Origin of the sequence: Granulicella sp. L56 (assembly GCF_009765835.1) — a bacterium.
Classification (GTDB): domain Bacteria; phylum Acidobacteriota; class Terriglobia; order Terriglobales; family Acidobacteriaceae; genus Edaphobacter.
In genome coordinates, this window is the sequence record NZ_LMUS01000006.1 from 884352 (window position 1) to 909211 (window position 24860).

At 59.0% G+C, this 24860-nt stretch carries 26 protein-coding genes; 18 read left to right on the forward strand and 8 right to left on the reverse strand.

The window, feature by feature from the left end; translation table 11 throughout:
- Positions 1–136: 136 nt before the first annotated feature.
- Complete coding sequence (locus tag GSQ81_RS11655) at positions 137–1564, reverse strand: glutamine synthetase family protein (protein ID WP_371715322.1); 1428 nt, start codon at positions 1562–1564, stop codon at positions 137–139.
- Between the two features lie 227 nt (positions 1565–1791).
- On the opposite strand from GSQ81_RS11655, the gene GSQ81_RS11660 reads away from it, so the two are divergent.
- The gene (locus tag GSQ81_RS11660; protein ID WP_158910911.1) at positions 1792–2118 is read left to right on the forward strand and encodes a type II toxin-antitoxin system Phd/YefM family antitoxin; all 327 of its coding nucleotides are present in this window, start codon (positions 1792–1794) and stop codon (positions 2116–2118) included.
- Complete coding sequence (locus GSQ81_RS11665) at positions 2115–2528, forward strand: type II toxin-antitoxin system VapC family toxin (RefSeq protein WP_158910912.1); 414 nt, start codon at positions 2115–2117, stop codon at positions 2526–2528. The genes GSQ81_RS11660 and GSQ81_RS11665 overlap by 4 nt, the downstream gene beginning before the upstream one ends.
- A gap of 34 nt (positions 2529–2562) precedes the next feature.
- Here GSQ81_RS11665 and GSQ81_RS11670 read toward each other — a convergent pair whose 3' ends face one another.
- Positions 2563–3015 carry a hypothetical protein gene (locus GSQ81_RS11670; protein ID WP_158910913.1) on the reverse strand — a complete coding sequence of 151 codons (453 nt, stop codon included), beginning with the start codon at positions 3013–3015 and terminating at the stop codon, positions 2563–2565.
- Positions 3016–3087: 72 nt separating this feature from the next.
- Here GSQ81_RS11670 and GSQ81_RS11675 point away from each other — a divergent pair, with 72 nt between their 5' ends.
- From GSQ81_RS11675 to GSQ81_RS11730, 12 genes are all read left to right on the forward strand, one after another.
- The gene (locus GSQ81_RS11675; RefSeq protein ID WP_158910914.1) at positions 3088–4044 is read left to right on the forward strand and encodes a carbon-nitrogen hydrolase; all 957 of its coding nucleotides are present in this window, start codon (positions 3088–3090) and stop codon (positions 4042–4044) included.
- A gap of 447 nt (positions 4045–4491) precedes the next feature.
- The gene (locus GSQ81_RS11680) at positions 4492–6021 is read left to right on the forward strand and encodes an NAD(P)/FAD-dependent oxidoreductase (protein WP_158910915.1); all 1530 of its coding nucleotides are present in this window, start codon (positions 4492–4494) and stop codon (positions 6019–6021) included.
- A gap of 174 nt (positions 6022–6195) precedes the next feature.
- Positions 6196–6429 (forward strand): hypothetical protein, encoded by a 234-nt coding sequence (locus GSQ81_RS11685; protein WP_158910916.1) that lies wholly within the window; start codon positions 6196–6198, stop codon positions 6427–6429.
- A 297-nt stretch (positions 6430–6726) separates the two neighbouring features.
- Positions 6727–7818: an agmatine/peptidylarginine deiminase gene (locus GSQ81_RS11690; RefSeq protein WP_158910917.1), complete on the forward strand. Its 1092-nt coding sequence runs from the start codon at positions 6727–6729 to the stop codon at positions 7816–7818.
- A 45-nt stretch (positions 7819–7863) separates the two neighbouring features.
- Complete coding sequence (locus GSQ81_RS11695; protein ID WP_158910918.1) at positions 7864–8130, forward strand: hypothetical protein; 267 nt, start codon at positions 7864–7866, stop codon at positions 8128–8130.
- Positions 8127–8612 (forward strand): hypothetical protein, encoded by a 486-nt coding sequence (locus GSQ81_RS11700; RefSeq protein WP_158910919.1) that lies wholly within the window; start codon positions 8127–8129, stop codon positions 8610–8612. The genes GSQ81_RS11695 and GSQ81_RS11700 overlap by 4 nt, the downstream gene beginning before the upstream one ends.
- 4 nt (positions 8613–8616) lie before the next feature.
- Positions 8617–9498 (forward strand): tRNA adenosine(34) deaminase TadA, encoded by an 882-nt coding sequence (tadA, locus tag GSQ81_RS11705; RefSeq protein WP_158910920.1) that lies wholly within the window; start codon positions 8617–8619, stop codon positions 9496–9498.
- A gap of 28 nt (positions 9499–9526) precedes the next feature.
- The gene (locus tag GSQ81_RS11710) at positions 9527–10297 is read left to right on the forward strand and encodes an SDR family NAD(P)-dependent oxidoreductase (RefSeq protein ID WP_158910921.1); all 771 of its coding nucleotides are present in this window, start codon (positions 9527–9529) and stop codon (positions 10295–10297) included.
- Between the two features lie 56 nt (positions 10298–10353).
- Positions 10354–10611, forward strand: coding sequence for a glutaredoxin family protein (locus GSQ81_RS11715; RefSeq protein ID WP_158910922.1), 258 nt, complete (start codon positions 10354–10356; stop codon positions 10609–10611).
- 32 nt (positions 10612–10643) lie between these two features.
- Positions 10644–11945: an adenylosuccinate lyase gene (gene purB / locus GSQ81_RS11720; protein ID WP_158910923.1), complete on the forward strand. Its 1302-nt coding sequence runs from the start codon at positions 10644–10646 to the stop codon at positions 11943–11945.
- 30 nt (positions 11946–11975) lie between these two features.
- Positions 11976–12572: a YkgJ family cysteine cluster protein gene (locus GSQ81_RS11725; protein WP_254060140.1), complete on the forward strand. Its 597-nt coding sequence runs from the start codon at positions 11976–11978 to the stop codon at positions 12570–12572.
- Between the two features lie 15 nt (positions 12573–12587).
- Positions 12588–13187 carry a UbiX family flavin prenyltransferase gene (locus GSQ81_RS11730; RefSeq protein ID WP_158910925.1) on the forward strand — a complete coding sequence of 200 codons (600 nt, stop codon included), beginning with the start codon at positions 12588–12590 and terminating at the stop codon, positions 13185–13187.
- Positions 13188–13194: 7 nt separating this feature from the next.
- Here GSQ81_RS11730 and GSQ81_RS11735 read toward each other — a convergent pair whose 3' ends face one another.
- From GSQ81_RS11735 to GSQ81_RS11745, 3 genes are all read right to left on the reverse strand, one after another.
- Positions 13195–14154 (reverse strand): alpha/beta fold hydrolase, encoded by a 960-nt coding sequence (locus tag GSQ81_RS11735; protein WP_158910926.1) that lies wholly within the window; start codon positions 14152–14154, stop codon positions 13195–13197.
- Positions 14155–14178: 24 nt separating this feature from the next.
- Positions 14179–14826, reverse strand: coding sequence for a nitroreductase family protein (locus GSQ81_RS11740; protein ID WP_158912194.1), 648 nt, complete (start codon positions 14824–14826; stop codon positions 14179–14181).
- Between the two features lie 164 nt (positions 14827–14990).
- Positions 14991–16001 (reverse strand): hypothetical protein, encoded by a 1011-nt coding sequence (locus tag GSQ81_RS11745; RefSeq protein ID WP_254060141.1) that lies wholly within the window; start codon positions 15999–16001, stop codon positions 14991–14993.
- A 189-nt stretch (positions 16002–16190) separates the two neighbouring features.
- Between GSQ81_RS11745 and GSQ81_RS11750 the strand changes: the two genes are divergently transcribed.
- The gene (locus GSQ81_RS11750) at positions 16191–16775 is read left to right on the forward strand and encodes a hypothetical protein (RefSeq protein ID WP_158910928.1); all 585 of its coding nucleotides are present in this window, start codon (positions 16191–16193) and stop codon (positions 16773–16775) included.
- 43 nt (positions 16776–16818) lie between these two features.
- Here GSQ81_RS11750 and GSQ81_RS11755 read toward each other — a convergent pair whose 3' ends face one another.
- Complete coding sequence (locus GSQ81_RS11755) at positions 16819–16989, reverse strand: hypothetical protein (protein WP_158910929.1); 171 nt, start codon at positions 16987–16989, stop codon at positions 16819–16821.
- Between the two features lie 224 nt (positions 16990–17213).
- Between GSQ81_RS11755 and uvrA the strand changes: the two genes are divergently transcribed.
- Together uvrA and GSQ81_RS11765 are read left to right on the forward strand one after the other, a co-directional pair.
- A complete protein-coding gene (gene uvrA, locus GSQ81_RS11760; protein ID WP_158910930.1) occupies positions 17214–20243 on the forward strand; it encodes an excinuclease ABC subunit UvrA in 3030 nt (1009 codons plus the stop codon).
- Positions 20240–21196 (forward strand): CPBP family intramembrane glutamic endopeptidase, encoded by a 957-nt coding sequence (locus tag GSQ81_RS11765; RefSeq protein WP_158910931.1) that lies wholly within the window; start codon positions 20240–20242, stop codon positions 21194–21196. Before uvrA ends, GSQ81_RS11765 begins: the two co-directional genes overlap by 4 nt.
- Here GSQ81_RS11765 and GSQ81_RS11770 read toward each other — a convergent pair whose 3' ends face one another.
- Positions 21197–21958, reverse strand: coding sequence for a DUF1080 domain-containing protein (locus GSQ81_RS11770; RefSeq protein ID WP_254060142.1), 762 nt, complete (start codon positions 21956–21958; stop codon positions 21197–21199). It abuts the gene before it with no gap.
- A gap of 114 nt (positions 21959–22072) precedes the next feature.
- On the opposite strand from GSQ81_RS11770, the gene pyrE reads away from it, so the two are divergent.
- Positions 22073–22723 (forward strand): orotate phosphoribosyltransferase, encoded by a 651-nt coding sequence (gene pyrE, locus GSQ81_RS11775; protein ID WP_158910932.1) that lies wholly within the window; start codon positions 22073–22075, stop codon positions 22721–22723.
- Here the strand turns inward: pyrE and GSQ81_RS11780 are convergent.
- Positions 22720–24804 (reverse strand): protein-disulfide reductase DsbD, encoded by a 2085-nt coding sequence (locus GSQ81_RS11780; RefSeq protein WP_158910933.1) that lies wholly within the window; start codon positions 24802–24804, stop codon positions 22720–22722. The genes pyrE and GSQ81_RS11780 overlap by 4 nt on opposite strands.
- Between the last annotated feature and the right edge of the window lie 56 nt (positions 24805–24860).

Genomic DNA, 24860 nt, shown 5'->3' on the forward strand with positions numbered 1-24860 from the left:
AGTACGGCACTTGAAGCGTAACATTCCCGCACTACGAATAACAATTTTCGGACAACACGTCCGCTAATCGCACTACACTCCCATACAAAAAAAAGGCCCCAGCCGAAGCCGGGGCACTTTCATCGAACAGGAACCTTTAGAAGATGTTCCAGAGAAGCTGGTTGTAGACATCATGATGGAACTGCACCTCGGGAGCCTTGACGATCGTACCCAGCAGGCGCGCGCAGCGGTCCGCCGAAGCCTGCTTCAGATCGGCATAGCGCGCCTTCACATCGTCGCCCAAAAGTTCCCCGGTCCATTCGGCACCGCGGAAGTTCTCAAGCGCGCTGTAGATGTTGTCCGGCAGATAGCGCTCCGCCTGACGCAGGTTCTTGATCTTCGACGTATTGCCATGCAGACCACTCTTGAAGATCGAGTACAGCACAAGGTAGGGGTTCGCATCCGGCCCAACCGAACGGACCTCGACACGCGACGACTTCTCGTTGCCGATAGGAATACGAATCATCGAGCCGCGATCCACAGCCGAAGCCTTGATCTGGTTCGGTGCCTCAAAGTGAGGATCGAGGCGGCGATAGGCATTCACGCTGGCATTCAACAACAGACAAAGATCGTTGCCATGCGTCAGGATGCGATCGGTGAACTGCCACGCCAGCTTGGAGATCTTCTCCTCGCCCTTGGGGTCCCAGAACAGGTTCTTGCCGCCCTTGGTGATGGAGACGTTGGTGTGCATACCGCTGCCGTTGACGCCGACAACCGGCTTCGGCAGGAAGCTCGCCGTCATGCCCATCTGTGTCGCCACCTGGCGGCAGATCAGCTTGTAGAGCTGAATCTGATCAGCTGCGGCAACAACCTCACCATAGGTGTAGTTGATCTCAAACTGCGAAGGCGCAACCTCGGGGTGGTCCTTCTCGTTCTCAAAGCCCATGGCACGCTGCACTTCCGCCGTGGTGTCGATGAACTCGCGCAGAGGATCGCCCGGCAGCGAGTGATAATAGCCGCCCTTGTTGACGTAATCGAACCGGCCCGTCTCATGGTAGCTGCGCTCGGCATCGATGCCCTCGAACAAGAAGCCTTCAATCTCGTTGGCCGCATTCAGCGTGTAACCCTGCTTGTCGAACTGCTCCTGCGAGAACTGCTTCAGCACGCTGCGGATGTCGCCGCTATAGATGCCGCCGTTCTTGTCGATCACTTCGCCGAAGACGAGGACCTTGCCGCCGCCAAACACATCGGCAGGCGCCCAGTAGAACGCGCTCCAGTCGATGCCCAGGCGCAAGTCGCTCTCGCGCTGTGCAGTAAAGCCGCGGATCGACGAGCCGTCGAACGTCAGGTTGTCATAGCTCTTGATCAGAAATTTTTTGTCATAGTCCAGCATGTGCAGGCGGCCTTCGAGGTCGCTGAACAGCACGGTGACGGCCTTGATCCGCTTCTCGTCGGTCAAATACTTCAACCGCTCTTCCTGAATCACATCGGCGGCAACGCGCTTCTTGCGCTGCTCCTTCGCCTGCAGGTTCAAGTCCTCAAGTTCACCGTACGGAAGTTCCAGAAAATCACGTAATTCGCTCAACGTACCACTCCTTCTGCAATGAAATACACGGCTGCCGCACATGGCGGGGATGAATACAAACGCTGTGTGATGGATGAGCCGCAGAAGCGTCGTGGATTCTTCGGCACTTCCAACCTATCAGATATCGCCACCCGAAAAAAGACCGAATCCATCCTCCCACGCACACAATCGGACGATTTCGCTCTAAAGTTACCCGCACGATATAATAGTCATCTGGAGATGACCACATGGCAACCGCACCCAAACCGCTATCCAGCCTCAAAGCGAAGGCAGCCAGTCAGCCCCACAAGCCATTGCCTCCAAGCAGGGCAATACGGATACAAGAGTCCATTCCAGCCTCCAAAGCCAAGACCCACTTGCTCGAACTGCTTAATACGGTCGATCGCAAGGGTGAATCCGTCATCATCACCAAGCGAGGCCGACCCGTCGCAAAACTCGTTCCCATCGAGAACCTGCCAGCCCGCAGCATCTTTGGCTATATGAAGGGCAGCGTCAAGATCACCGGAGATATCGTCGGCCCGGAGCCTGATATCTGGAATGCAATGGCCGAATGACGTCACTTCTTCTGGATACACACATTTGGGTTTGGCTTACCTCGGCTCAACCAAACCTCAAACCGTCCGTACTTGATGCTCTCGAACTTGCCAGCGCATCCGATCTGCTCTTTCTTTCTCCTATCTCCATGTGGGAGATCGCACTCAAACACTCGCGAGGCAAAATGAGTCTTGACCGTCCTGTTCGCGACTGGCTCATTCACGCGGCAACGCTCCCGGGCTTGAACCTCGCTCCCATTACGCCATCCATCGCAGCCGAATGCGCCGAACTGCCGCCAGCCTTCCACGGCGACCCAGCCGACCGCATCCTCGCCGCAACCGCTCGTTCCGAGGGATTGACACTCGTTACACACGACAAGGCTTTGATACTTCTAGCGAAACAAGGCTACTTCAAAGTTCTGGCAACATAACAGGCAAGATGACTAGCAGTAACTTAGTAGAAAATCAGACCCCAAAAATCTCATGCGAACGATTTTCGAGGAGAAACTCCTTAAACTGATGAATGTGAGCCAATCGCGCCATCTTTGAGGGCTTTGCGGTTGGATCAACATACACGTAAAGATGGTAGCGTCCACTTGATCTCTGTTGGGAAAGTGCTCCAATCTCGGCATGAGACATCAGCCATATCTGATGAGAAGACAGATCAACAAGCGCCACATATTGAGCGGGACTCTTTTCAGGAACCCACCAGTCCAGAGCCTGTTTCCCTTTACCTCCGCCAGGTTTGGTTTTTAGGTTGGTTTTGACCTGGATTGTTATCGCATTACCGCTCACGGGGGAATAGGCAACCAGATCAACGCCTGAGTCCGTCGTCATGGGAGCAGATTCAACACCATGCAACAGGAGTCTGTATTGAGCGAGTAATTCGCCACATCTTCCGATTTGAGCAGTTTTCATTAAATTATTTGTAACAGGACAGTACCATCGGAAATGTCATCTTTGGCAAAATACGAACTAAAGGCATTCAGAATGACCACCCAGAACACCCGCGTCGCGCTCATCCAGATGTCCTGCTCCCCCGACACCCAGCTCAACTTAGACAAAGCTGCAGCCCGCGTCTACGAGGCCGCTGCCCAGGGAGCCACCCTCGTCTGCCTGCCCGAGCTCTTCCGCGCCCAGTACTTCTGCCAGCGCGAAGACCACGCCCTCTTCGGCCTCGCCGAGTCCATCCCCGGCCCCTCCACCGACATCCTCACCCGTGTCTGCCGCGAAGCCAACGTCGTCCTCGTCGCCAGCCTCTTCGAGCGCCGCGCCCCCGGCCTCTACCACAACACCGCCGTCACCATCGAGCGCGACGGCCGCATCGCCGACACCTACCGCAAGATGCACATCCCCGACGACCCTCTCTACTACGAGAAGTTCTACTTCACCCCCGGCGACCTCGGCTTCAAAGCAACACAAACCACCGCCGGCCCCATCGGCACCCTCGTCTGCTGGGACCAGTGGTATCCCGAAGGCGCCCGCCTCACCGCCCTCCGCGGAGCCGAAACCCTCTTCTTCCCCACCGCCATCGGCTGGCACCCCTCCGAGAAGGAGGAGTTCGGCACCGCCCAGTACGAAGCCTGGCAGACCGCCCAGCGCGCCCACGCCATCGCCAACGGAGTCTTCGTCTGCGCGGTCAACCGCGTAGGCCACGAGCACGGCGACGTCAAATTCAAGGTCATCGCCGCAGACGGCAACCCCGCCACACTCGAGCTCCACGGCCCCGGCGACCACACCCCCCACTCCGGCATCGAGTTCTGGGGCGGCAGCTTCATCGCCGACCCCTTCGGCCGCATCCTCGCCCAGGCCAGCCACGACAAAGAAGAGATCCTCTACGCCGACCTCGACCCCAAGCTGGTCGAAGTCACCCGCCAGCACTGGCCCTTCCTACGCGACCGCCGCATCGACGCCTACGAAGGCATAGCCAAACGCTTCATCGACTGAGGCAAATCTCCATGCGTCGAAATTCCTTGTGGCTAGGATGGTCTGGATTTGCTCTGTGGCTTGTAACTTGGGCAGAACTTGGAACACCAATGACTTCAAAAATATTCTTCTTCTCACTTATGCCAGTCCAATTGCTATTCGCTTGCATTCTGATGATTGTTGCTGGTCGCAAGGGAGCCAAATGGTTCTACGTTCTTTCAGTGTTACCGCTTCTATGGGGTGGTGCGGTGGCATTAAGTATTTTCGCAGAGTGATATCGATGAAGATAGGCATTTCACCACAAGAGAACTTTCCATCCTGCCGGGTGCGGGTGCCCCATATCTCGATTTTGAGATGTGGGCATTCGCGCCACGCGCGAACCGCCTTCCCTAACCCAGCCCCACACACCGCTCGGAGCCCCTGCAAAGAGTGGGAGAGTAAAACTCCCCCCAGCAGCATCCAATCCAAATGCAATCCGACATCCTCATCCTCGGAGCCGGCATGTCCGGCCTCACCGCCGCCCGCACCCTCGCCGAAGCAGGCCGCTCCGTCACCATCCTCGAAGCCAGCAGCCGCGTAGGCGGACGCATCCACACCGTCCGCGAAGGCAGCGAGATCATCGAGCTAGGCGCCGAGTTTCTCCACGGCAAGCCGCCCGAACTCTGGTCCCTCATCGAAGAGGCCAACCTCGAAACCTATGAACTCGACGGCGCGATGCTCACCTACGCAGACGGCCGCCTCCAGTCCCGCAACGAAGAAGAGGAATCCACCCCCATCCTTGAAAAAATCGAAGCCAAGTTGGAGTCCTTAGCCGAACCAGACCAAACCTTCGCCGAATACCTAGCCCAACACCCCATCCCTGAAGCTCAGCGCCAGGCCGTCATCGGCTACGTCGAAGGCTTCAACGCCGCCGACCACCGCATCATCAGCACCCACGCCCTCGGCCTCCAGCAAGCCGCCGAAGAAGCCGTCGAAGGCGACCGCCTCTTCCGCATCAAGAACGGCTACGACCGCCTCCCCCAATTCCTCGCGCAAAAGTTCACCGAAGCAGGCGGCACCCTCATCCTTAACACTCTTGCCGAGCGCATCGACTGGACGCCCCACCACGTCCGCATCACAGCTCAGCGCGACGGCCAGCCCATCACCTTCGAGGCCGCCCAAGCCGTCATCACCCTGCCCCTCGGCGTCCTCCAGCAAAACTCCGTCACCTTCAGCCCCACTCCCGACGCCCTCCACCAAGCCAACCGTCTCCGCATGGGCAACGCCCGCCGCTTCACCCTCGTCTTCCGCGAGCCCTTCTGGAAGCACCTCCAACCCGCAGACCTCCGCAATAAAAGTCACAAGAAAGGTCACGGTAGAAGTAGCGATGAAAGTTACGGAAGTAGCGAGGATAGGTACGGAAGTAGCGAGGATAGGTACGGAAGTAGCGAGAATAGGTACGGAAGTAGCGAGGATAGAAGCAGCGATCAAACTGTCATCCTGAGCGAAGGCGGCGCTTCTGCTGCCGCAGTCGAAGGACCTGCGGTTCTTCCGCACCGGCAATCATCTTCAGAAAACAGCCCCCTCGCCAACCTCAGCTTCCTGCTCTCCTTCGCCTCCATGCCCCCGGTCTGGTGGACATCCCACCCCACCCCCAGCAACACCCTCACCGGCTGGATCGGCGGCCCACGCTCCACCGCCCTCGCCAACCTCACTCCCGACCAGCTAGCCGAAGCCGCCTGCAAAACCCTCGCTGAAATCTTCTCCCTCAACCCCGCCGACATCCGCGACCAGCTCCTCTCCTGCCACACCCACGACTGGCAGCACGACGCCCTCACCCGCGGAGCCTACAGCTACGTCGCCGCCGGAGCCCTCGACGCCTGCGCGAAGATGACCCTCCCCGCAGCCGAAACTCTCTACTTCGCCGGAGAGCACACCGACACCACCGGCCACTGGGGAACCGTCCACGCCGCCATCCGCTCCGGCCTTCGAGCCGCCAGCCAAATCCTCCACCCATAGCGCAAGTAAATATGTCGATACTGTCTGGAGCCGGGTGCGGGTGCCCCATATCTCGATTTTGAGATGTGGGCCTTCGCGCCGCGCGCGAACCGCATTCCCTCACCAGCCCACACCGCCCGCCAAATCCTTCACCCCTGGCCTCAGGTATGCTCTCCTTGCACCGCAACCCGTAAAATGACCGCCCTCATCCTCCTGCTCATCGCCGCCGCCTATATCCTTCTGGGAACCTTCCACCTCGCTGCACCCGGCAAAGTCCTCCCCATCTACCGCTTCCTGCTCGGCCGTCGTCTATTCGCAAAAAACGCCAGCCGCTTCGAACAGGTCACACGCACCAACTGGAAGCTCATGGGCGCGGCCTACATCCTCTTCGGCATGCTCCTGGTCTGGTCCCTGCGTTCCAGCTTCTGAACTTCGACACCGGCAAAACCTGTCAAGCCCCAAAACCCCTCAAAGTCTTCGAAACAAACGAGATATAGTTTGCAGATTAGTTTCACTCCAACCGCTATACTTGTAATAGCAGGGAAAGTCTGCGCTCTGCGTACGGTTTCTTGTTTAGAATGAACACTTTAAACGTAAACCTTTTAGATAGAAGACTTTACAAAATAAACCCTTTCGATGCAAGACTTTGGGTACTTTACCCCGGGGGGAGGGGTACCCTGCCAAAGTAGAACAAACGATACCGCAGCGAAGAACAGGGACACCGCGATGACGACACCAAGCGACCAGAACTACCGCATGCCCGCCGAGTGGGCTCCCCACGCCGCCACCTGGATCGCCTGGCCCCATAACGCCGAAGACTGGCCGGGAAAATTTCAGCCCATTCCCTGGGTCTACGCCGAGATCGCTCGCCATCTCTCCTGCTGCGAAGACGTCCACATCCTCGTCAACGACCTCCCCGCCGAGCGCCGAGCCACCGGCCTGTGCCAGCGTGCCGGAGCCAACATGGCGCGGCTGCACTTTCACCACTGGCCAACGGACCGTGTCTGGCTCCGCGACTCCGGACCGATTTTTGTTAAGAATCCCAAAGGCGAACTAGCCATCACCAACTGGAAGTTCAACGCCTGGGCAAAGTACGACAACTGGCATCGCGACGACCAAATCCCGCAGCACGTAGCCAAACACTACGACATGCCCCAGTTCAAACCCGAGATCACCGCGACCTTGGTAGATTCCAAAGCCAAGCCGCATCGCCTTGTCCTCGAAGGCGGCAGCATCGACACCAACGGCGCAGGAATCCTCCTCACCACGGAAGAATGCCTCCTCTCCGAAGTCCAGCAGCGCAATCCCGGCCTCGGCGACGAAGAGTCCACCCGCAAGCATCTTGAGCAGGCCTTCCACGACTACCTCGGCATCGAAAAGACCCTCTGGTTGCACCGCGGCTGCGCCGGAGACGACACGCACGGCCACGTCGACGACATCACCCGCTTCGTCGGCGAAAACAAGATCCTCACCGCCGTCGAGCCCAACACCCACGACGAAAATCACCTTCCCCTGGCCGAGAATCTCGACCGCCTCCGCAGCGCCCGCAACCTGAGCGGCAAGCCCTTCGAGATCGTCGAGCTCCCCATGCCTTCGCCGGTAGTCTTCGAAGGCCAGCGATTGCCCGCCAGCTACGCCAACTTCTACATTGCCAACAATCTGGTGCTGGTCCCTACCTTCAACGACGCCAACGATCGCCACGCGCTCAACACCATCGCCTCCTGCTTCCCCGACCGCAACATCGTAGGCATCCACGCCGTCGATCTCGTCTGGGGCCTCGGCACACTGCACTGCCTCAGCCAACAGGAGCCTGCTTGAATCAAGAAACCAGCTAGAACATGGCATAATTTCGTAGGGGAACTAATGATGCTTCAGATCAGAGATGCTGTACAAAAATCGCAGCAATATTTGGTGGATCTCTTTCCAGATGCATCGAACTCCGAATTGCAGTTGGAGAGTGCAGAACTCTCGGATGACTCAAGATTTTGGTACATCACCTTTTCTTTTGATAAATCAACTCCAACTTCTCTTCTCAAAGGCTTGAGGGAGTACAAAACCATCAAAGTCCGTGCTCAGGATGGTGAGCTTTTCGGCGCTCGAAATGGGCTTTCTTCTCAAGGCCTCATGTGAGTCTCGCAAAGCCCCTGCCGAAAGCGGCAGTGTTAGATACCAATCTTGTTCTGTTATTTCTCGTCGCTCAAGTGGACGCAAGCCTTTTGCTGACCTACAAGCGGGTAACAATGTTTACCCAGAACGACATTGGCCTTTTATCAAAATTACTTGATAATTTTGAACTGTTTTGCACAACCACTTCAGTTTTGACAGAAGTAAGCAATCTTCTTCAACACGCACCGATGCACCGCCGTCTGCAACTCATGGAAAAGCTGGCTGAATATGCCACCAGTAGATCGGAGCTAAGTATTCCGAGCGCTGATTTAGTGAAGCTTGATGTGTTCTTTCAACTTGGTTTTACTGACGCAACCCTTAGCGAACTTGCTGAAAAATACACGGTTATAACAACTGATTTTCATTTGGCGGGACGGATCCTTGCCGCGGGATGTTATTCGATCAACTTTAACCATCTGCGCAGCCAACAATTGCTCGCTCGCTAGCCCAATGCAAGCCGACCTCAACTACCTACGCGCTGCCATCGCCGAAGCCCAGGCCGCCGAGGCCGCTGGTGAAGTTCCGGTAGGCGCGGTCGTCGTTCACACAGGAAATATCATCGGCCGAGGCCAGAACCGAGTTCTCCGCGACAGCGATCCAACAGCCCACGCCGAGGTCGTCGCTCTCCGCGAAGCAGGCCGTCATCAGGCCAACTACCGTCTCGAAGACTGCACCCTCTACGTCACGCTCGAACCCTGCGCGATGTGTGCCGGAGCAATTCTCCATGCGCGCATCGCCCGTCTCGTCTACGCGGCGCTGGACCCCAAAGCCGGAGCCTGCGGCAGCGTTCTTGCCGTCATGAACCACCCGCAATTGAACCACCGCGTCGAGGTCGCGCCCGGCTTGCTCGCCGAGGAGTGCGGCGCTATGCTCACCGGCTTTTTCCGCCAGCGCCGCAAAGCCAAAGCCGAAGGGCGCATCCTACAGACGCAGGGGGTTTCCATGGCGACAAAGAAGGCGGGAAAGAAGACGGCAACGAAGAAGTGGTCAGCCAAGGTAAACACCGATTCCACCCATCCCGACGAGGGACTCTTCAATAAAAACGCATCTGCCATCGCAAAAGTGCTCGCATCGAAGAAGGTTTCTCCCAAAGGGCCAGCATCCGGCATGAGAATGTTGAACTTCTACATCAACCGCGCCGGCAAAAACCTCTCCAGCGAGCGCCACGCCGAACTGGAGAAGGCGAAGGACAAGCTCTCCGCAATCATTGCAAAAGAAAAAGCGGAAATCGCAAAACATAAGCCCAAGAAACCGCATACATCCGTCAAATCTGCTACAAAAAAGGCAGCAAAGAAAACTGCAACTAAAAAATCTGCCGCAAAATCGAAGTAGACATTCAGAAGGATCGAGGAAAGAAATCATGTCAGGTCGTCTCGCAGGAAAAGTCGCTGTCATCAGTGGATCAGGTTCAGGAATTGGGCAGGCCATCGCCATTCGTTTCGCCAGCGAAGGAGCAAGCGTCGTCATCAACGACATCAAGCCCGAGGGCGCGAATGAGACCAAGGCCAAAGCCGAGGCTGCGGGCGGAAAGGCCATCACCGTTCTGGGCGACGTCACCAAGACCGCCGACACGCACAACCTGATCGAAGAGGCCTATAAGCAGCTCGGCCGCTGCGACATCCTCGTCAACAACGCCGGTATCGAGATCGGCGCCGACTTCTGGGACGTTACCGAGAAAGACTACGACGCCGTACTCAACGTCAATCTGCGCGGCGCCTTCTTCCTCACCCAGGCCTTCGTTCGCCGCCTACGCGACGCCAAGCAGCCCGGTCGCGTTATCAACCTCAGCTCCGTCCACGAAGACATGGTCTTCCCGCACTTCGCCAGCTATTGCGCGGCTAAGGGCGGCATGCGCATGTTGATGCGCAATCTCGCCGTCGAGCTTGGACCGCTGGGCATCACGGTCAACAATATTGCTCCCGGCGCAGTCATTACGCCGATGAACGCCAGCCTGCTCAACAATAAGCCCCAGCTTGACGCGCTTCTGGCAAATATCCCCCTGGGACGGCTGGGTACGGTGGACGATGTATCCGGAGTAGCTCTCTTCCTCGCCTCTGAGGACGGAGCCTACGTCACCGGTTCCACCTACTTCACCGACGGCGGCTTGATCCGCAACTATCACGAACAGTAAGCAGCACAATAAGCGTCAAAAGGCCTCGCGCAGCGCGGAAAAGGTAAAATAGAGCCATGGAACTGACCGTTTACTCGGCCTCATGGTGCCGCGACTGCCGCGAGGCCAAGCGCTTTCTCGCGAAGCACAACATCCCCTTCACCGAGATCGACATCGAAGCGACCCCCGGCGCAGCCGACGAGGTCCTCGAAAATGTCGGCAAGCGCGCCATCCCGCAGTTCGTCCTCGACGGCAAATGGATACAGCCCTATCGCCCCGGTCGTGGCTTCCTCCACGACGAAATGGCAACACTGTTCGGCGTCAGCAACTCGTAATCACCTCCAAAAAGTTCAAATAAGGAAATGCTATGATCGCCCGCTACACACGCCCCGCGATGGGCAAAATTTGGTCTGACGAAAACAAGTATCGTTGCTGGCTCACCGTTGAAGCCGCCGCCTCGCAGGCGCTCGCCAAGTTCGGCCTCGTGCCGCAGGAAGCCGCAGACACCATTCGCGACAAGGGCAACTTCACCGTGGCCCGCATTGACGAGATCGAGGCCGAGGTTCGCCACGACGTCATCGCTTTCACCACCACCGTCGCCGAGCACATCAACAACCCCGAGCACTCCCGCTGGCTGCACTACGGCCTCACGTCCACCGACGTCGTCGACACCGCGCAGGCCCTCCAGCTCAAGGAAGCCTCGGCCATCATTCACACCGGCATCATCGCGCTGGCGGACGTCCTCAAGCGCCGCGCGGTCGAGTTCAAGCACACGCCCATCATCGGCCGTACCCACGGCGTTCATGCTGAACCCTCGACCTTCGGGCTGAAGCTGCTTCTCTGGTACGCCGAAGTCCAGCGCAACCTCGTTCGCTTCGACACCGCTGCCGAAGACCTCCGCGTAGGCAAGCTCTCGGGCGCTGTCGGCACCTTCGGCCATCTCAAGCCCGAGCACGAAGAGGCCATCTGCGCCGGACTGGGTCTGAAGCCAGTCGCGATCGCGACACAGGTCATCCAGCGCGATCTTCACGCCGCCTACGTCGCCACCCTCGCCGTGCTAGCCAGCACCCTCGACAAGATCGCTACCGAAGTTCGCCACCTGCAACGCACCGAGGTCCGCGAAGCCGAGGAGTTCTTCTCCGAGAAGCAGAAGGGCTCAAGCGCGATGCCGCACAAGCGCAACCCCATCGTCTCCGAGCAGATCTCGGGGCTTGCCCGCGTCGTCCGGTCGAACGCGCAAACTGCATTTGAGAACGTGGCCCTCTGGCACGAGCGCGATATCTCGCACTCCTCCGCCGAGCGCGTCATCCTGCCCGACTCCACCATCCTCATCGACTATCTGCTGGCCAAGACCACGAATCTGATCGACAAGCTGCTCGTCTACCCGGCTCGCATGTTGAAGAACCTTGAGTCCACTGGCGGTCTCATCTTCTCCGGCCAGCTTCTGCTCGACCTCACCGAGTCCGGCATGAGCCGCGAAGACGCCTACCGTCTCGTACAGGTTCACGCCATGAACTCGTGGAAGAACGACCTTGTCTTCCGCGACGAAGTGGCCAAGGTTCCAGAGATTACCGCGCGGCTCTCTCCCGAGAAGCTGGCCCGAGCGTTCGACTACAACCGCCAGCTTGCGAATGTGGATGCTATCTTCGCTCGCGTCTTAGGCGCTTAAGTCACATCCATGTTTAACCCCGGCGAATTCGTGCAGCGTCAACAGCTCGTGCAGATTGTTGACGCCGCACTCGCCAATTCCGTACACCGCAGTGGTCATCATCTAGTCTGTAAGCCCGGATGCTCACAATGCTGCATTGGCGTCTTCCCCATCGCTCACGAAGACGCAGCTCGTCTCCGTGAAGGCCTCGAGATTCTCACCCAGACCGATCCTAAGCGCGCCGCAAGGATTCGCGCTCGCGTGGCAGACTCGCTCACTCGTCTTGACCCCTGGTTTCCCGGCGACTTGCATAGTGGCATCCTCAACGAAGACTACGAGGCTGCCATTCTTTTCGAGGAGTTTGCCAACGACGAGCCGTGTCCTGTGCTGGATCTCGACCACGGCACCTGCGACCTCTACGAGCATCGCCCCATTCTTTGCCGAACCTTCGGGCCGCCGATGCGTACGGCCGAGGACAACCTCGCCACCTGCGAGCTTTGCTTCATCCATGCCAGCACCGAAGAGATCGCCGCCTGCGAGCTTGACCCCACCATCCCCGCGCAGGAAGAGGCCAGCAACGAGGCCTTCAACGCCGCGCACGGCCTCCACGGCCAAACCCTTATCGCCTACGCTCTCCGCGACGTATAGGCGATAATCAAGACAGTGCTCGAAGCCCGCAACATCACGCTAGCCGTCACCGGAGCCAGCGGCTCCATCTATGCCGCGGAGATTCTCCGCGCTCTCGCCGCCGATGCTCGCGTGGCAAAGGTCAATTTTGTCGTCTCCGACAGTGCCCTTCGCGTTTTCGCCGAAGAGTTACAGCTCAGCGGACGCAACGGGCTCGCCGAAAAACTTCTCGGTGCGCCTAACCCCAAGGTCCAGCAACATCCTGAGAGCGATATCGGCGCCAACATTGCCAGCGGAAGCTACCCCACCGGCGCTATGGTTATCCTTCCCTGCTCGATGGGGACGCTTGCCGCCATCGCCAACGGCCTGGCCTCGAATCTCATTCAGCGTGCCGCCGATGTCTGCCTCAAGGAGCGCCGTCCGCTATTGCTATGCGTCCGGGAGACTCCCCTCAACCGCATCCATTTGCGCAACATGCAACTTGCATCGGATGCCGGAGCGGTGATCTTTCCCGTCATCCCTACGCTCTATAACCACCCGCAAAACACTACTGAGATGGCCCGCCAGTTCGTCAACCGGGTCCTCGCCCATATCGACCTGCCGCAGCCCGGCGCATATCAGTGGCAGCCAGACTGACGTTGCGCTAGTGTTCCGCCGGAAAGGTCTTCTCTCCGCCCTGCACTGGCGGTTCAGCTTTCAGAAAATCCACCGTGCTCCGCACCACCGACTTTGCGCAGGTCGCCGGGGTCAGATGCCCACAGCCCTCCATTACGTTCAAAACCGAGTGGGGAATATCCTGATGGATCGTCTGACCGACGGACAACGGAATCAGCTCGTCCTGCGCTCCCCAGACAACCAGCGTGGGGGGCTGCATATTGTTCAGACGAAAGTCGAGCAGATCATGACCATTGGTCATCGACACCATGCTGCGCCGGATGACCCATGCATTTCGTTGCAGCTTGCGCATGGCAGCCCTTGCAACAAAATCTGGCATCGGCTTGGGATATGGTGTCAAGATCGCCATCAACTGGCGCACTCCTGCAACGTCGTCCGGCGTAAATAACTCCGGCCCGAAGGTCGCGGGAAAATAAACTCCTGCGCTGTCGTAGACCACCAGGCGGTTGACTACCTGTGGATGGTCCAGCGCCAGTTTCATCGCAATCCAGCCACCCATCGACCAGCCACCAACATCTGCGCGCGTCAGATGGACGGCCTGCATAAACTGCACGACCGCCGCCTCTTCCATAGAGATGGAGTAGCTTGCGTCAGGACGGTCCGAACGACCGTAACCGGGAAGATCAGGCGCATAGACATGAAAGCCTCGAGCCGCGAGCGCTGGAATTATGGGCGCCCAATCGTCACCACGCGCACCCAGGCCATGAATCAGTAACAGTGGAATCCCCTCAGCCCCACCGGAAGGAGATGCCTCCAGGTAATGCATCTTATAGCTGCCAACCTGAATATATTTGCTGTGTACGCCTTCACGCCACAGATCAAAACGAAGCGTCTGGTCTGCCAGTTGAAGCGGAAAGCAGTAGACGATCCCTGCCGCGGCGGCACTTACCAATAGCAAAAGAACGACAACTCGAAGTCCACGCCTCATCGTACTGTCGCTCTCCCTGCCTCTTTATTTCAACGGCTTGCCGAACTCTTCTCCGAACACGGTATGCGCCATGTCGAAGCGGCCGCCATAGAACTTGTCCTCACCCTTGAGATGGCCCACGCCGAGCAGCGCTACCACCAAATAGCTCAAGGGGAGACGCAACACCTCGTGCACCTTGTCCTGTTCAAAGCCTTCCATCGGCGCAGTGTCGTAGCCCATGACCTCGGCCATCAGCATCATGTGGGTAAGGGCGATCATCACCATCTTGTTCAGCCAGCCATGCATCTGGTCGCTGCTAAAGCCGGAGAGATAATTGGTGACGCTGCTGCGAGCCTGCGCGGCATAACTCTCCGGCATCCCGCCTTCGCGGCCCTGTTGCAGCATCAGGTCGATATCTTTTCTCCACCCATCCGCGTCACCGCAGGCCACGATGACGGCAGAGGCCTCTTCGACCTTGCCCTGGTTGTAGCTGGCGGCCCGCAGTCGCTTTTTCTGCTCCGGCGACTGCACCACGACAAAGCGCCAGGGCTGCATGTTGTATCCGCTCGGAGCATGAAGCCCGGCATCCAGAATCTGTTGCAGATCTTCCGGGGGAATCGGCTCGCCATCGAAGCTCGGCGTTGCCCGCCTGCCCTCAATCGCTTCGCTCAATGTCTTTTTAATCTCTGCCATCATCGCTCTTTCTTGTTTCTTTTTACTAATAAGTGACAAATCAACCTTTAATTGAGATGCCAATTTCAGCCTGCCAAAGTCAGGCCCGGGACAATTGAATCATTCTGCAAAAACGACTTCCAAGATAGCACTCTTCCATAAACGTCATAAGATTCGGCCGAAGCTCAATGAATCTCCCCCATCGACTCTTCAGTCGCATAGGGATTCTGCCCAGCCGTCTCGGCAAAGATCCAGACCCCATGGAATGCCTTGCGCAGTTCAGGGTAAGCCGCCAGCAACGCACTCGCGGCGTCAGTATTGCGCTTCTTCGCAGCAACCGAATCAGCAACCGCATCCACTTGCAGATGCGCGACGACATCGATCTTCGGTGCGCCTAACGAATCGTCCACACCCAACCCGACAAATCGATACTCCGCCCCGTTCGCACCCCTTACGACCAAAGGTGCGGCCGGACTGATCCCATCCGAAAGCGCCGGAGGCGCAGCCGCTACCTGCTCGCCCTTCAACTTCTCCAGATGGCTGCTCTGCACAAAGCCTGTCGGCTGCAACAGGGACTGCGCCTGCTGATAGTAGAGCCATGCATTCCAATGCTCGTTGCGCGTGGCCATCGCTCGCGCCTGCGTCCAGTACCAGAGCCCATCGTGACCAGCAGCCGTAAGCGCCTTGGGATAGAAGCCCGCCATCGCCCATCGTCCCTGATCCTGCCGCAGCAGAAACGAGAGCTCCCACGAAGATGTGCCCTGAACGTCCACGATCACAAATCCATACCGCCCCGGCAAAAGGCCGGGAATGAGAAAATCCACCTCGACGACAGACTTGTTGAGCGAACAGAAAAACTGCGCATCAGGAGCTGCCCCATCCGCATTTTTCTTCAATTGCGTGCCATCGAGCAGATAGACCTGCTCTACCGTAATCGCACCGCCCTTCAGCTTGGCTGCGGTCGCGCCCACCACGTCCCCAATGCCGCTGAAGTCTTTCGCATACTCGGCCACGGTTGCCGCCTGCAGGCCCTTCACATCGTCAGCCTGAACCTTCGTCGCAAGACTGAGCCCCGTCGCCGCCAGCGCATTACGGTCGGTCGACGTCATTTGCGACTGCGTGGTGCACACCTCCGCCGAGGCCACTCCAGAGAACAGCAGCCCCGCCGCCAGCAACGCAATCTTGAATCTCATCATGATGTCCACCATGCAGTCTCGCGACGTTCTAACAACAGTCGACGAGGCCTCGAATTACTCTGACAGTCTAGTACAACCAGCCCGTCGGACAGTTAGCCGTACCACAACCTCGCCATCACGCGATAGACTTGTTGCCAGCGTCATCCGGGCAACCATGACCTCCGCAGCCCCGGCACGTCCTATAGATCGATGCAGCCTTCCGCGAAAATTCGATTGATCCTGGCTGGCACCTTTGCCGTCACCACGATGTTGCAAGGGCAGGCACAACAGACGCCGACCGCGCCGCCGCCACAGCAGCTTGCCCACGTCGCCTATGCCAACGGACAGCTCACCGTCGCCGCCAGCAACTCCAGCCTCAATCAGATCCTTCGCGACATCGCCCGCGAGACCGGAATGAAGATCACCGGTGGCGTAACCGACGAGCGCGTCTTCGGCCAGTACGGCCCAGCGGCTCCATCCAAAGTTCTTGGCGAGCTGCTCGATGGGACGGGCAGCAATATGATGCTCATGCACGCAACCGCCACCACTCCGGCTGAACTCATTCTGACCCCACGCCAGGGTGGCGTTACCCCGCCCAACCCTAATGCCTACCGCGAGGACACTCCGCCGCCGGAAAGGCCCCAATATCCCATCACTCCCCAGCCCGAGGTCGATCCACGCGGCGGCCCCGCAAATGCCGAGCCCGCGCGGTCTCCCAACGAAGTGAAGACGCCACAGCAGATCTACGAACAGTTGGAGCGGATGCGCCAGCAGCAGCAATCAAACCCACAGTAAAGATTGGTTGGGATTCCCCACATACAAGGGCCACCTTGAAAAATCAGCCCTGAACTACCCGCGTCTGCGTCACAGTGCGGGCCGACTTCACCGCCACTTGCCGCGCGTGGATGCGGAAGATATTGAACATCGCGATACAAACGCCATAAGCTGCCAAAACGCCAGTTGCCAGGGAAGCCAGCACCGCGCAGATCAACATAATCGACGAATACACAAATTACTCCTGATTCAAACCCTGACCGCGAGCCAAGACACGCCACAGCAATCGTTCAACGTTGCTATTGTTACAAATTTGGCAGTAATTACAATAAGCGGGAGACAACCCCTGTTGCTGTTTCGGATACATCTTTCCCATTTCGGGTTGCCAGCCGCCCTGTTCCCGCCTCGACCGCAAATGCCGTATCCTAGAGACTTGGCCCACCACGGCCACAATCATCCATGGGTATCACGCACATCACAGTCCGCGGAGCGCGCCAGCACAACCTGCGCAACGTCAACGTCAGCATTCCGCGCAATACGCTTACCGTCGTCACCGGCCTCTCCGGCTCCGGCAAATCCTCTCTTGCCTTCGATACCATCTACGCCGAAGGCCAGCGCCGCTATGTAGAGACCTTATCGGCCTATGCCCGGCAGTTCTTAGACCAGATGGAGCGCCCCGACGTCGACGCCATCGACGGCCTCTCGCCCGCGATCTCCATCGAGCAGAAGACCACCAGCCGCAGCCCCCGTTCCACCGTTGGCACTATCACCGAAATCTACGACTATCTTCGCCTGCTCTACGCCAGCGTCGGACAGCCGCACTGCCCTAACTGCCACCGCCCCATTACGCGCCAGTCGGCGGAGCAGATCGTCGAACGCATTGCGGCGCTTTCACCCGGCGAACGCATCACCGTCTACGCTCCTATCGTTCGCGGCCGCAAGGGCGAGTTCCGCGAAGAATTAGAGGCGCTTGACCAGCAGGGCTTCCGCGCCCGCATCGACGGCGAGATGACCGAACTCACCGAGGGAATGCGCCTGGAAAAACGCAAGAACCACACCATCGAAGCTGTGGTCGATCGCATCATCCTCAAACACCTTCCCGGCGAGACAAAATTCGACACCCGCCGCCTCGAAACCAGCGTCCTCAAAGCTCTGCAAATGGCCAAGGGGCTTGTCCTCATCGGTATTCAAGGGATGGATGAGACGCTGTACTCCTCGTCGATGGCCTGCCCCGACTGCGGCATCAACGTGCCCCGGCTGGAGCCACGCAGCTTCTCCTTCAACTCGAACTACGGTGCCTGCCCTGAATGCCACGGCCTGGGCAGCATCTACGACTTCGACCCCGCGAAAACCATCAGCGACTGGTCCAAGCCTCTGCTCGACGGAGCGATGGGACCGGGCAGCGGCTCCGCGTATCTTCTGCGCCTCATCAAGCTCGCTGCCGACAAATACAAGATCAACCTCAAGCAGCCCTTCGAAGACCTGACGACCGAGCAGCAGAACCTCTTCCTCTACGGCCCACCAAAAGCCGAAGCAAGCCGCACTGGCTTCCACGGCATCTTCGACTACCTTCGCCGCAACCTCGAAGACACCAAGTCCGAGGGCTACCGCGAGTACATGATGCAGTACATGTCCGCGACGCTGTGCCCGCGCTGTCACGGCAAACGCCTCCGCCCCGAATCGCTCGCCGTCACCATCAACGGCGCATCCATCGCCGACTTCACAGGCCTCTCTCTCGAACGCGCCCTCGACCACGCTCGCAAGATGCACTTCACCGGACGCGACCGCATCATCGCCGACCGCCTCCAGCGCGAGATCATCGAGCGCCTCGAATTCCTCAACGCCGTCGGCCTCAGCTACCTTGCGCTCGACCGCAGTGCCGCCACCCTCTCCGGCGGTGAAGGCCAGCGCATACGACTCGCCACGCAGATCGGCTCCCGACTACGCGGAGTGCTCTATGTGCTCGACGAGCCCAGCATCGGCCTGCACCAGCGCGACAACCAGCGACTGATCGACGCGCTCGTAAACCTCCGCGACCTCGGCAACACCGTTCTCGTCGTCGAGCACGACGAAGACACCATCCGCAAGGCCGACTACGTGCTCGACCTCGGCCCCGGAGCTGGAAAAAACGGCGGCTACCTGATCGCCGACGGCACACCACAGCAAATCATGGACAACCCGGCGTCCATCACCGGCCAGTACCTCGCCGGAAAGATTGAGATCGTAGCCCGCAAAGAGCCGCGCGCCCTCACCGGCAACTGGATCACCGTGGAAGATGCCCACTCCCACAATCTGCAAAACGTCACCGCGCACTTCCCTCTTGGCGTGATGACGGTCATCACCGGCGTCAGCGGTTCGGGAAAATCCACCCTCGTCAACGATATTCTCTACCGGTCGCTGGCAAAAAATCTGTACGGAAGCCGCGAAGAGCCTGGCCTGCATGGCCGCGTCGTCGGCATCGACCAGCTCGACAAGGTCATCCAGATCGATCAGTCTCCCATAGGCCGCACCCCGCGTTCGAACCCGGCCACCTACACCGGCGTCTTCACCGCCATGCGCGACCTCTTCGCCATGCTGCCCGAGTCGCGCGAACGTGGCTACAAGCCTGGCCGTTTCAGCTTCAATGTGCAGGGGGGACGTTGCGAGGCCTGCCAGGGCGAGGGCCAGCGCCGCATCGAGATGAACTTCCTGCCCGACGTCTACGTCCTCTGCGAGGTATGTAACGGACGCCGTTACAATCAGGAGACGCTCTCGGTCAAATTCAACGGCTACAGCATCGCCGACCTGCTCGACCTGCCCATCGAAGATGCCGTTCCCATCCTGAAGGACATCCCTACCGTCAACGTGAGGCTGCAAACGCTGGTCGATGTCGGCCTCGGCTACATCCATCTGGGCCAATCGGCCACCACACTCTCCGGCGGCGAAGCCCAGCGCATGAAGCTGGCTCGCGAACTCAGCAAACGTCAGACCGGACGCACACTCTATCTTCTTGATGAACCCACCACCGGCTTGCACTTCGACGACGTGCGCAAGCTGCTCGAAGTTCTGCATCGCCTGACCGATCTTGGCAACACCGTCATCATCATCGAGCACAATCTCGACATCATTCGCAACGCCGACTACATCCTCGACCTCGGCCCAGAGGGCGGCGAAGGCGGCGGGCGCATCGTCGCCCACGGCACGCCGGAGCAGATCGCTACCGTCGCTGAATCGCATACCGGCAGCTTCCTCGCCCGCCACTACAACCTCTCTGCGCAAGCCCTTGCCAGCCGCAACGGGACCAGTCATGCCGGACCTCAGCCGCTCAATATCGTTGCCGCTGCCGACCGCAAAAAAGATGCTCGCGGCAAATTCATCGTGCCGCCGAAGAAAACCGGGGTACCCTTAGCTGGCGCAGCAAAACCGGAACCAAAGGCCCCCTCTAAAGCCAAATCGACTCCAAAGAAAGCTACAAAAACGAAGCCAGCGACCCGCACTAAAAAAGCATGAGCGAAATCCCACCCAACACCTCGCACTTCGGCGACACCCCCTCACCTGAGGCTCCCGCACCCGCCATCCCGTCGTTTCGTCCTACCGGGGCCGAAGATAAAACAGCGATCTTTCTACCCGACACGCCGAATACCTCGTCGGACTACACGCCGCGCCGCATCCCTCACTTTGGCCACGCCATTCTCTTTATCTCTTTTGCCGGCCTCGTGCTGCTGATGTCGCAGGCCACCCTGCTGGGCTTCTTCACCCTCCACACAGCACAAAAGCTGGCCGCAGCCGCTCAGCAACCCAAACTTCTCATCGCTGCCATGGCTGTCACTTATGTGACGACGCTTCTCGTGTCATGGTTCTTCTTCCCTCTGCTCTGGCATCGTTCCTTCCCCGAAGGGCTGCAGTGGAACTTCGCCGCCGCACGCCGCAATGCACTCAAGCTCATCAGCCTCGGCCTGGTGCTTGGCTGGACCGTCCAGGCCATCTCCAGCCTCATCCCCATGCCCAAATCCATCCCCATGGACAGCTTCTTCCACACCTCGTCCGACGTGTGGATGGTGACCCTCTTCGGCACTCTGCTCGCCCCGGCCTTCGAAGAGATTTGCTTCCGCGGCTTCCTTCTGCCCGCCTTCGCCATCGCCTACGACTGGCTCAGCCTGCCTCGCACCCCGGTCGCCCTGCAACGCTGGCAGACCACCACCAACCTCAGCACTGCTGGCTTACTGTTCTCCGCCATCGCCACCAGCATCTTTTTCGCCATGCTTCACGCCGAACAACTCGCGCACGCCTGGGGAGCGCTCATCGTGCTCTTCTGCGTCTCACTCGTCCTTACCCTCGTGCGTATCCGCACCCAATCGGTGGCCTGCTCCGCGCTGGTCCATGCCTGCTACAACCTCTCGGTCTTCATCGCCCTCTTTATAGTCACGGGCGGATACCGACACCTCGACCGCCTCGCAAAATAGCTATTTGAGTGGGTAGAGCTTCATATTGCGGAAGTAGACCTCGGCACCCTCGGACTGAAACAGTATCTTGCCGCTGGTAGGTGAGGGGTCGGTCCCTTCATTGACCAGCTTTCCATTGACGTATTGCTTTACGTCGTTCCCCTGCGTCACCAGCTCCAGCACATTCCACTCTCCGTGAGGCTTCTCCACCTCTCCCACCGGATCGCGATAGCCAGTCACATTTACCGACGGTCCTTTGCCAAAGCGGTCGATCTTCATCGCCTTCCCCGCCGGACCGGTGACTCGCGTGCCGTCTTTGCCCGTCAGGGCTGCACCGTCGGTCAGCCAAAAGTCGCCCGTGCCTCCTTCGGTGATCTGGAACTCAATGGAGCGCGGCCAGACCTTCTGCTCGCCCTGAATGTTGTAAAGAATGCCGCTGTCGCGGGCCTGCCCGGCGCGGCTTCCGAAGGTGCCCTCGCCCCACTTGAACTCGGCGCGCAGATAGAAGTTTTGATACTCCTTCTTCGTGATGATGTAGCCCATAGTTTTGCCTGAGACGTGGACCACGCCATGCTCCACCTGAAACACCTGGTCAGGATCGGAGTTCAGCCCCTTGCCCTCGATAAAGGTGTCGAAGTTTTTAAGGTTGGAGCCATTGAATAGAACAATCGCAGACTTGTGCGGGGGTATATTCTGCGCCATCGCCGGAAGCAGTGCTCCAGCGCAGACCGTCACCGCAATCACCTTCAACAACATAGAGCCAGTTCTTTTCCCGTAGCGCATGGTATCTCCTGTTTCACTAAATCAAAAACCTGATTGAAAGTTCGAAAACATCATAGCGTGGCCAGGTTTATCCTCGCGCTTGCTCCGAAATCCCCGGCTACAATCAAAGAGACCATGCCAAACGATCCCCGCGCCGACCTGCTCAACCTGATTGCCACCCTCTCCTTCAAGCTGGGCGACTTTACCCTCGCCAGCGGCCAGAAATCGGACTACTACATCGACTGCCGCACCACCACGCTTCACGCCGAGGGCGGACGTCTCTCCGGTCTCGTCTTCTATGACCTCATTCGCGAGCACATTCCGCAGGCAGAGGCGGTAGGCGGCCTGACCATGGGCGCTGATCCTCTGGTCTCGAACACGGCCAGCGCCAGCGCCTGGGCAGTGGCCGATCATGCAGAGATCCTCGAGCTTTCTAGCGAACTCGAGTTGGAGACTGGCTCGGACCCGGCACCGAGCCTGATCCAGGGATTTCTGGTTCGCAAAGCCGAAAAATCTCATGGCACCGGACGCCGCATCGAGGGCTTCCTCAAGCCGGGCGCGCAGGTTGTCATCGTCGATGATGTCTGCACCACCGGAGGCAGCACCATTACCGCCATCGAAGCCGCCCGCGAGGCAGGAATGATCGTCGCCGGTGTGCTCTGTCTCGTAGACCGCGAACAGGGGGGCCGCGCCCACATCGAGGCCGCGGCAGCAGGAGCGCCGTTTCTCTCTGTCTTCACCGCTTCAGACGTGCGCGCCGCACACGTTGCCCTTAAAAATTCCTAACGAGCATCGCGGCTGATCGCTGCGAGTACAAGGTCCTTGGTCAGAAGCTCCGGCAGAACATCCGCCGGGGCGGTCTGGCTTGACGGATAGATGACATAGGTGGGGACGCCGCTCCGGTTGAGCGAGGCCAGCTCCTTCGTTATCTCCGGATCGTACTGCGTCCAGTCAGCCTTTAGCAGCGTCAACTTGTGCTCTGCCAGCTCATGCTGCACGTCAGCCGAGCGCAACACCAGCCGCTCATTGACCTGGCAGCTCAGACACCAGGCAGCCGTAAAGTCGATGAAGACAGGATGCCCCCCCGCACGGGCCTGATCCAATGCCTGCTGCGAGTAGGGCTGCCAGACCAGCGTGGTGTCCTTTGGAGAATAAAGCGATACAGCGACGGCAAGCGCTCCGAGGATGACTGCGGCGATGGCCGAACCCCAGCGCGCAGGCCAGCGTGCCAGAGCCCATCCGGCAATCGCCACCAGCAGGAAACCGACGAGCAGATACGCCATGTGATCGAGCGAACTGGCCGGGCTATAGAGCCGTCCGAAGAGCCACGCCAGCCAGATGGCCGTGAGAAAGAGCGGCACAGCCGTCAACTGCTTCAACGTCTCCATCCACTGCCCCGGTCGAGGCAGAATGCGCGTCCATGCAGGCTGAAAGCTGAGCAACAGGTAAGGCGTCGCAAGGCCAAGGCCCAACGCGGTGAAGACGGCAAAGGTAATTCCGGCCGGTTGAGCGAGAGCGAAGCCTATCGCCGCTCCCATCAGCGGCGCGGTGCACGGTGTAGCCACGATCGTGGCCAGCACACCCGTAAAGAAGCTCCCGGCAAAACCCTGCTTCTGAGCCAACTCCCCGCCGACGCTGGTGAGTGTGAGTCCAAGCTCGAACTGTCCGGCCAGCGAAAGCGCGAAGAAGAAGAGGCCGAGCGAGAGTACAGCGATGAAGACCGGAGATTGAAGCTGGAAGCCCCATCCCGCTTGCGCTCCGCCTGCTCTCAGCCCCAGCAAGACCGCCACGATGACCCAGAAAGAGACAAGGATGCCGAGCGTGTAGACGAGGCCGTGGCTGCGCAGGCGGCTTCGTTCTTCGCCCGACGACTGCACCAGGGCAAGGCCCTTGAGGAAGAGGACGGGAAAGACGCACGGCATCAAGTTGAGGATGATGCCGCCGAGGAACGCCAGTCCAATCGCAGTGATGGTGGTGATGCCGCTGGCGCTGGACGCGGGTTTGCTTCCGGCTGCGGGAGCGACTTCGCCGGGATTGACCGCCGCGGTGAGATCGTAAGCCGTACTAGGGCTTAGTTTTATCAGTCCGTGGAGTTGGGCGGGGAGCGTTGTGAGATCCGGGGCGCGCTGGACGCGGAGACGGACTCCGTTAGGGAGAGGCTCCACGGTCTGCGGGGCGGCGTTGACGATCTGGTCCTGATCAAAGGGATAAAACTCGGCGGTGGTCTCCCTGTGGCCCGTGATGAGGGTAAGGACAAAGTCGGATTTGCCGCCCATGACGGTGAGCTTGACCTCGGCTGGAGGAGGCTGAGGGAGAAGATTAATCGCCTCGGCCAGTGCGCCAGTGGGCTGGGCAGAGGTGGCTCCCGGCGCGATGGTCAGGTTGAGGCCGAGGTGCGCTTTTCCGGGGATGCAAACCCGGGCGCAGACAAGCCAGTTAACTTTGGCGTCGAGGTGGATTTTTCCTGCTTTTAGTGACTTTTCAGCCGTGAGCAGGACGGGGAAAGTTACAGAATTCTCGTAGCCGAAGTCCATCAGCGGCTCGTTGGGAAGGCGCTGGGGAATGGGGAATTGCAAAGCTCCAGCGGTAATACCCGCTGGGAGTGTCCAGGTGATCTTTGGGGGTTCCCCAGCATCTCCGGCATTGATCCAGTAGACGTGCCAATGGGGATCAAGTGTAAACGAGAGGCCAGCCTGCAGGGTTTCACCCGGCGCGATGGTTTGCGAGGCAGTGACCAGTTGCGCTGTCAGGTGTTGGGCCTTTGCGGGACCGGGGCCGCCGTCGCCTGCTACCGTAAGCTGCGCATGGGCGGTCGGGAGAAGGAAGAGAAGGCAGACCGCAGCGAGCAAGGAGTAGCGAATTTTCATTTGATTTAATTGTAGGACGCGGGCTGGAGTGCAAGGGTTACAAGACTTTTGCAGTA

What these genes read in the sequence shown, in the direction of transcription:
- GSQ81_RS11685 (WP_158910916.1), top strand. Translation starts at nt 6,196, where the DNA reads ATGACCGCCCTCATCCTCCTGCTCATCGCCGCCGCCTATATCCTTCTG.
- GSQ81_RS11740 (WP_158912194.1), bottom strand. Translation starts at nt 14,826, where the DNA reads ATGGCAGAGATTAAAAAGACATTGAGCGAAGCGATTGAGGGCAGGCGG.
- GSQ81_RS11670 (WP_158910913.1), bottom strand. Translation starts at nt 3,015, where the DNA reads ATGAAAACTGCTCAAATCGGAAGATGTGGCGAATTACTCGCTCAATAC.
- GSQ81_RS11710 (WP_158910921.1), top strand. Translation starts at nt 9,527, where the DNA reads ATGTCAGGTCGTCTCGCAGGAAAAGTCGCTGTCATCAGTGGATCAGGT.
- GSQ81_RS11665 (WP_158910912.1), top strand. Translation starts at nt 2,115, where the DNA reads ATGACGTCACTTCTTCTGGATACACACATTTGGGTTTGGCTTACCTCG.
- GSQ81_RS11765 (WP_158910931.1), top strand. Translation starts at nt 20,240, where the DNA reads ATGAGCGAAATCCCACCCAACACCTCGCACTTCGGCGACACCCCCTCA.
- GSQ81_RS11695 (WP_158910918.1), top strand. Translation starts at nt 7,864, where the DNA reads ATGATGCTTCAGATCAGAGATGCTGTACAAAAATCGCAGCAATATTTG.
- purB (WP_158910923.1), top strand. Translation starts at nt 10,644, where the DNA reads ATGATCGCCCGCTACACACGCCCCGCGATGGGCAAAATTTGGTCTGAC.
- GSQ81_RS11660 (WP_158910911.1), top strand. Translation starts at nt 1,792, where the DNA reads ATGGCAACCGCACCCAAACCGCTATCCAGCCTCAAAGCGAAGGCAGCC.
- GSQ81_RS11690 (WP_158910917.1), top strand. Translation starts at nt 6,727, where the DNA reads ATGACGACACCAAGCGACCAGAACTACCGCATGCCCGCCGAGTGGGCT.
- GSQ81_RS11735 (WP_158910926.1), bottom strand. Translation starts at nt 14,154, where the DNA reads ATGAGGCGTGGACTTCGAGTTGTCGTTCTTTTGCTATTGGTAAGTGCC.
- GSQ81_RS11680 (WP_158910915.1), top strand. Translation starts at nt 4,492, where the DNA reads ATGCAATCCGACATCCTCATCCTCGGAGCCGGCATGTCCGGCCTCACC.
- GSQ81_RS11780 (WP_158910933.1), bottom strand. Translation starts at nt 24,804, where the DNA reads ATGAAAATTCGCTACTCCTTGCTCGCTGCGGTCTGCCTTCTCTTCCTT.
- GSQ81_RS11750 (WP_158910928.1), top strand. Translation starts at nt 16,191, where the DNA reads ATGCAGCCTTCCGCGAAAATTCGATTGATCCTGGCTGGCACCTTTGCC.
- GSQ81_RS11770 (WP_254060142.1), bottom strand. Translation starts at nt 21,958, where the DNA reads ATGCGCTACGGGAAAAGAACTGGCTCTATGTTGTTGAAGGTGATTGCG.
- GSQ81_RS11745 (WP_254060141.1), bottom strand. Translation starts at nt 16,001, where the DNA reads ATGATGAGATTCAAGATTGCGTTGCTGGCGGCGGGGCTGCTGTTCTCT.
- uvrA (WP_158910930.1), top strand. Translation starts at nt 17,214, where the DNA reads ATGGGTATCACGCACATCACAGTCCGCGGAGCGCGCCAGCACAACCTG.
- GSQ81_RS11715 (WP_158910922.1), top strand. Translation starts at nt 10,354, where the DNA reads ATGGAACTGACCGTTTACTCGGCCTCATGGTGCCGCGACTGCCGCGAG.
- tadA (WP_158910920.1), top strand. Translation starts at nt 8,617, where the DNA reads ATGCAAGCCGACCTCAACTACCTACGCGCTGCCATCGCCGAAGCCCAG.
- pyrE (WP_158910932.1), top strand. Translation starts at nt 22,073, where the DNA reads ATGCCAAACGATCCCCGCGCCGACCTGCTCAACCTGATTGCCACCCTC.
- GSQ81_RS11675 (WP_158910914.1), top strand. Translation starts at nt 3,088, where the DNA reads ATGACCACCCAGAACACCCGCGTCGCGCTCATCCAGATGTCCTGCTCC.